Annotated in this window: 1 protein-coding gene and 1 rRNA gene; both read left to right on the top strand. The window is 68.8% G+C overall.

Features of this window, described 5'->3' with window-relative positions:
* Window positions 1-87, top strand: a 5S ribosomal RNA gene (rrf, locus tag AB0M54_RS46175); the annotation flags it as partial.
* Window positions 88-575: 488 nt separating this feature from the next.
* The coding region (locus tag AB0M54_RS46180) for a hypothetical protein (RefSeq protein WP_364479404.1) at window positions 576-773 on the top strand (198 nt) is incomplete at its 3' end.

Genomic DNA, 773 nt, shown 5'->3' on the forward strand with positions numbered 1-773 from the left:
GGTCTCATTCCGAACCCGGAAGCTAAGCCTGCCAGCGCCGATGGTACTGCACTCGGGAGGGTGTGGGAGAGTAGGACGCCGCCGGACTAAACGTTGATCGAGGGTCACCCCGAGCCGGGGTGGCCCTCGATGCGTTTGTGGACGGTGTGCGACGAGAGGCGCGGCCGGCGCTGTGCGTTCCGTGCGGTGCTGTGCGATCGGTCGGTTCCGACCGGCGGTAACTTTGAACACTGAATGTTTGGAAGTCTCAGGCGACGGCCCTTGGTGGCGCGCGCCGGATCGGAAGGATTGACCCGTGACGACAGGACCGCAGGACGGCGGCTCCCAGCGCGACGACGAAGGCCAGGCAGGCCGCGGTCGCGACCGGGACGGTGACGCCAACCCTCGTGGGGACCGGGGCAATCGTTCCGCCGGCAACCGCAACGACCGAGACCGTGGTGGCGACCGTGGAGGGTTCCGTGGGGACTCGCGCGGTGGTGACCGTGGAGGATTCCGCGGTGGCTCCCAGGGTGGCGGCTCGACCGGTGGCGACCGGGGTGGATACCGCGGTGGCTCGCAGAGTGGTGGCTCGACCGGTGGCGACCGTGGTGGATATCGCGGTGGCTCGTCGAGTGGTGGCTCGACTGGTGGTGACCGGGGTGGATATCGCGGTGGCTCCCAGGGTGGCGGCGATCGTGGTGGTTACCGCGGTGGTTCGTCGAGTGGTGGCGACCGTGGTGGTTACCAGGGTGGCGGCGACCGGGGTGGTTACCGCGGTGGTTCGTCCAGTGGTG

It is taken from the genome of Actinoplanes sp. NPDC051470 (assembly GCF_040682035.1).
Taxonomy (GTDB): Bacteria; Actinomycetota; Actinomycetes; order Mycobacteriales; family Micromonosporaceae; genus Actinoplanes.